The organism is Methylobacterium sp. GC_Met_3, assembly GCF_026540775.1.
GTDB lineage: Bacteria > Pseudomonadota > Alphaproteobacteria > Rhizobiales > Beijerinckiaceae > Methylobacterium.
In genome coordinates this window covers 1-3,117 of sequence record NZ_JALNUL010000127.1, presented here as the reverse complement: position 1 = coordinate 3,117, position 3,117 = coordinate 1, and the positions used below count along the sequence as shown (strand labels likewise).

At 64.3% G+C, this 3,117-nt stretch carries 3 protein-coding genes and 2 pseudogenes; 2 read left to right on the top strand and 3 right to left on the bottom strand.

Translation table 11 applies throughout. The features are described 5' to 3' along the window. Positions 1-313 (bottom strand): annotated as a pseudogene (locus OXS27_RS31955) (transposase family protein); the annotation flags it as partial. Between the two features lie 28 nt (positions 314-341). Continuing rightward, a pseudogene (locus OXS27_RS31950) lies at positions 342-1,639 on the bottom strand (IS66 family transposase). Positions 1,640-2,214: 575 nt separating this feature from the next. On the opposite strand from OXS27_RS31950, the gene OXS27_RS31945 reads away from it, so the two are divergent. Then, positions 2,215-2,424 carry a hypothetical protein gene (locus OXS27_RS31945; protein ID WP_267361671.1) on the top strand — a complete coding sequence of 70 codons (210 nt, stop codon included), beginning with the start codon at positions 2,215-2,217 and terminating at the stop codon, positions 2,422-2,424. Further along, entirely contained in the window at positions 2,421-2,690 is a 270-nt protein-coding gene (locus OXS27_RS31940) for a hypothetical protein (RefSeq protein WP_267361669.1), read from the top strand. The genes OXS27_RS31945 and OXS27_RS31940 overlap by 4 nt, the downstream gene beginning before the upstream one ends. A gap of 39 nt (positions 2,691-2,729) precedes the next feature. Here OXS27_RS31940 and OXS27_RS31935 read toward each other — a convergent pair whose 3' ends face one another. Then, complete coding sequence (locus OXS27_RS31935; RefSeq protein ID WP_267361667.1) at positions 2,730-2,990, bottom strand: hypothetical protein; 261 nt, start codon at positions 2,988-2,990, stop codon at positions 2,730-2,732. Positions 2,991-3,117: the final 127 nt, after the last annotated feature.

Sequence of the window (3,117 nt, the reverse complement as noted above, 5' to 3'; positions counted from 1 at the left end):
CCGCCAGTCCGTTCAGGCGACGACAGGCCCTAGTCGGCATCGCTAGGTGCGGCAGCAGTCGGGCGGCGGGTGTGGCACCGAGCGCCAGCGCGGCCCGAACTTGGGCATCGGCCAGCTGGTGAGTTCTCTGAGCGTAGCGGTCGACGAGGCGCGGCAGGCGCTCGGCGAAGGTCCGACGCGCGCAATCAGGTTCGTGGCAGTAGAAACGTTGGATCGTCAGGGTCAGACGAACCACCTGACCACTTGTCGGCAGGTCGGCGGCCTGTCGGTGATAGCGACTATGAACCGATCGACTGATGGTACGACAACCTGGTAATTACCCAGGCCTGTGATGGCAGGGTTCAGGGACCGATGGTTTTGAGGACGGTGCTGAAGGGGCTGCTGCCTGTGAGGCGGGCGGTATCGACGACGGTGCGGATGGCGGCCTCACCCTCGGCCGCCCACATGGCGCGGTAGCCGTTGGTGACCTTGCGCTGCACGATGGCCGGACGAAGCAGCCGCTCGGAGCCGTTGTTGGTCGGCTCGACCTTTCCGGGATAGGCGAGGAACACCAGGAGCTGATCGCGGGGGCGGCTGATCTTGGCCTGGAGCTCGCGGGTCAGGTCACAGCGGCTCGGCGTGGCCAGGATGGCGCCGAGCTGCCGATCCAGGCTGCGGCGCTTGGCCGAGAGGGTCGAGGAAGCCAAGTCGGTGACGCGCTCGGCCAGGGCGAACACGCTTCCCAGCCAGAGTTGCAGGCGCCAGGGCACGAGATCGTCGCTGACCTCGACAGCGTAGGTGACGTCGCGCGCCAGATGCGCCAGGCAGGTCTGGTGCTCATCCGCGTGGCCTTGTTGGGCCGTGTAGCGGTCGGAGATCCACACAGCGGGCCGATGCCCGTCCATCATCTCGCGCATCACGACAGCGCCACGCGTCGGCGAGGCCGTGTGCACCACCGCGTCGGCCGAGTGGAACAGCCAGTGGTAGGCGTTCGAGCTCTCGATGCGCACGCGGGTCTCGTCGCAGGCGACGACCTTAGCCCGGCGCAGGGTCGCGATGGCCGCGTCGCGACCCGGACCGAAGCAGCCTTTGGGCACGCCGGAGCAGGTTCATCAGCCCGCCCTGGCTGAGCGTGAGGCCGAACAGGTTGGAGAGCGCCGCCTGCAGCCGCTCATACGAGTGCGCCTGAAAGGTCTTGAGGTCCGTCGCCACCGCGTGCTTCCGTGGGCCGAAGGGCGTGCCGCGCGCCGCCTCCGGTGCGACGCCCCGCTCCCCGCAGCTCGGGCAACGGACCGCGAACCGGCGGTGCTGCGTCACGATCGGCGCCACCGCGGGCAGCTCGATCTGCTCAGAGACGCTAACGATCTCTGCCGGAAGAGCGGCGTGCAGGCTGGCGCCGCAGCACGCGCACGCCTCGGGACGATGCTGGACGACTGCGTCAGGATCATCGCTGACGACGCGGCTGTGACCCTCGTGACCGGGCTTGGCGCCGCCGGGCTTGGAGTGCTCGCGCTGCTCCTTGCGATCGGTCGCGGGCGGCTTGGACGAGGTGCGCGAGGTCTTCTCTGGCCGCTGCAGCCGCAGCACCACCTCATCCTGAGCCTGTCGAAGGATCGATCAGCTCTTCGCGGCTCAGCCGTTCAAGGTCGCTGCGGCTCATCTCACGAGAGAATCAGCGAAATCCGTCCCGCGCAAGTGCGTGGGTAATTACACAACCTGGGCAACGGGCGTGATCGCGCTTCGCTTGAGCGGTAATGCGAAGGGCAGCGCACTTCTCACGCGTCACGTGGAGACAGCGACAACCGGGGATGCGACAGAGGAGGGTCATGCCCTGATTTGAGAATCCCTGCTCGGTTCAGCCAGGAGCTACCTCCCGGCATCCGCCCCAGCAACCCTCGTCCACCAAACTTGGCGAAGAGCCACTTTTCAGGGGGCAGGCCAATCTACGAACGCATCTGCCACCTGCGTGCCGTTCCGATCCTGCTGGGCCAGACCAAAATTGAGAGCATGCTCTGATGCCTCGGTATCGACGTCGAGGATGCTCTCAGGCTCGCCGAAGAAACGGAGATCTGAGCGTTCGGCCCGTCGGCTTCGGCATCAAGCGTCCTCCAAACCTGTCGGGCGGAATGAGCCATCTCGGCCATCAATGCGCCAAAGGGATGTCCTGTAAGCGGATGTTGATTTTCTCGATTGCTGTTCGATGACAGACGGATGCCGAATGAGTATGAGGATCTGATGAGCGGCCACGTCAACGTCATCGCCACGGCAGCCGCCGACTTCGTGTCGCGCGATCACATGTCTGACCCGGCCTACCATATGATGCCTCCGGTCTTCGCTATCCTTGATGCCTGGATCGCGGATCCGCCCGACCCGAAGCTCACTCGGCATAGATCGATTTGTAAGGCTCCTGCTGAGCACTTGAAGGTGAAGGGCTATTTGAGATGAGCGATGACGCTCAGCCCCTCGGCATACGCGATATCATGAGCCTCGCGACAAAACTCGCCGAGCGGGTGATTCACACGCACAACGCAGGGCAGCCTTTTTCCATGAATGAACTGGAAGCCGTCGTTAAAGCTGCGGAATTCCTGCAAAAGCACGACATGCCCTGGCCGGGAGTGGTGACTGAAGTCATCGACGGTCTTGTCGCGGAGATGGATGGTGTCAGGGCGGATTCGAGCGACATGGGAGTTCGTATGCTCCCGCCTCGATAGTTATTCCCACCTCGTCAACACACGCCGAAGGCGGGGCGGTTAGCAGCCGATGCAGACGTGCGGATCCCATTTCGGAAGCGGTTTGAGCGGGGGCAGAGATTTTATCGCCCGACCGTCCGCGATCACGCTCTGCTCGGGCAGGGTGACTGCCGTGCCATTGCGGCCGATCGGGCCTGATGGCTCGGCCGCGACGGCGGGAGGCATGTCGATGCTGCCCGTCTGTTCCGGATTGGAAGCGTGTGCCGCCCCGAGGCTGACTGCGAAGGCAAGGCTCGTGACGCCAAGGCGGATGAAGGTCATTATCATACTCCGCCGGCACAACGTGGCACAGCGGTTCCGGTTCGACTGCGACCAGCATACGCCCACGGCATGTCGGAATCTGTCCAGCTGTTAGAGGCATTCTGATCGACCTAACGCGCGCTCGGTT